The sequence below is a fragment of the Streptomyces sp. NPDC058579 genome, from assembly GCF_042718575.1.
GTDB lineage: Bacteria > Actinomycetota > Actinomycetes > Streptomycetales > Streptomycetaceae > Streptomyces.
This window is the reverse complement of sequence record NZ_JBHXPI010000095.1, coordinates 1-1,750: the sequence shown is the minus strand read 5'-3', so window position 1 is coordinate 1,750 and position 1,750 is coordinate 1. Positions and strand designations below refer to the sequence as shown.

Here is a 1,750-nt window from a genome sequence, read left to right as displayed (position 1 = left end):
CTGGGGGGTGGCTGTGGGTGGTGTGGGGGGTGTGGTGTGTCGTTTTCCTCTTCGTTTGGTGGGTTGGGGTGGTGTGGTGTTGGTGGGGGGGTTGGTGAAGGGGCGTGCGAGGGGGTTTTTGTGTCCTTCGAGGAGGGTGCCGGAGCGTTTTTTGTGGGTGGTGACGTGGTGGGTGTTTCCGGTGGTGATGCGGGCGAGGTTGGTGAGGGATTCTCTTGCGGGGTGGGTGTCGGTGGCGGGGTCGTAGTAGCTGGTGTGTGCTCGTTCCAGGTTTTTGGCGTGGCTGAGGGCGGGGTCGTTGGTGTAGTGGGTTTTGAGGCGGGTTACCTGGCCGGTGGGGTCGTAGTTGACGTGGGTGGGGTCGATGCTGAAGTAGTTGAGGTGGCTGATGGGGTCCTGGGCGTGGGCGGCGGCGTAGACGCGGGTGGCGGGGATGTTGAGGTGGCGGGCGCGGCGGCCGGTGCCGGGGCTGCCGAAGAGGACGAGGTAGTCGGCTTCTCCTCCGCCGAGGGGTTCGCTCTTGTAGGCGGCGCGTGCCTGGTTGACGGAGCGTTTGACGGTCGCCGCCGCGGGGCGGACGGCGAGCATGGCGGCCGAGGCGCCGGTGGGATCCGTCGCGGCGGAGACGACGGGCAGGGTCGTCTGGGCGCCTTCGCGCAGGGTCTGTGTCCAGGTGCCGCCTTGCATGCGTTTCTTCGCCGCGGCGGTGGGGGGGAAGAGGGCGACGAACTGGCGGGACAGCTCCCGGACGCCTCCGGCGAGGGCGCCTTTGGCGGTGTCGGCGGCGCCACCGGGGCGGGTGCGGCGCATGAGGGCGTAGCCGGCGACGACGCTTCCGTAGCTGAACCCGTTGACGGTGACCTGGGGCTGTTGCGGGAGGCCGGCCGTCTTGCGGGCGGCGCTGTTCTTCCAGAGGGCACGCCAGTGGGCGAGGTCGATGTTGAGGAGTCTGGAGCCGTCTTTGGCGGGGTCGTCGGCGCTGACCTCGCCTTTGCCCGTGCGGATGTCGCGGGGGGCTTTGTAGCCCTGCCAGGCGATGACGGCGACCTTTGCCTCGGGGCCGATGCGGCGGCATTCGTCGTGGACGGTGCGGGCGCGGCGGACGAGTTCGTCGAAGTCGGAGGGGGCGCTGCCCATGCCGGGGATCAGGACGGCGACGTGGGTGGCGGTCTCGATGTCGCCGAGGGCTACGGCCATCCGGCCCACACCCTCGAACTCCGGTTCGTAGACCAGGACGTGGCAGGGCAGGCCGGCCCCGGCGGTGAGGGCACGCTCGAGGTGGCCGGCGTTGGTCCTGCGCAGTTCCCCGGGTGTCATCTCCCGGGCGGCGGCGCTGTCGGGCAGTCGGTGGAGGGGCTCCGGCTGGCCGCTGTGGAGGGCGTCGGCGATGAGGGAGGCGCCGGTGGCCGTCCCCTGACGCGGGGACACTCCCGGAGTGATGTCCGCCCGGCCCGCCGCTTCGGGCTGCGGCAGCATCTGATCCGCGGCCAGGTCGCGCCGGCCGGCGGTGTCCAGGGCCGGGAAGCTGTGGGGCCGGCCGGCCTCCAGGGTGAGCTCCCCCGCCGCTTCGGTCTCCTCGGCCGGCGGCGCGCTGGGCTCGTGGACGGCATCGTCCGGCCCGGCCAGGAGGCCGGGCTGGTAGAGGGCGGCCGGCGGCGCGCTGGGCATCCACTCATCGGTGAGCGGGCCGGTGGCCGCGGTCGCCCGCGCGACCTCCTCCCACATACCAGACTCCCCACCGCCAACCGGG

At 71.8% G+C, this 1,750-nt stretch carries 1 protein-coding gene; it reads right to left on the bottom strand.

The window, feature by feature from the left end; translation table 11 throughout:
* Positions 1-1,725 (bottom strand): alpha/beta hydrolase (locus ACFWRO_RS37065; protein WP_384519103.1); only part of this gene is annotated, 1,725 nt, incomplete at its 3' end.
* Between the last annotated feature and the right edge of the window lie 25 nt (positions 1,726-1,750).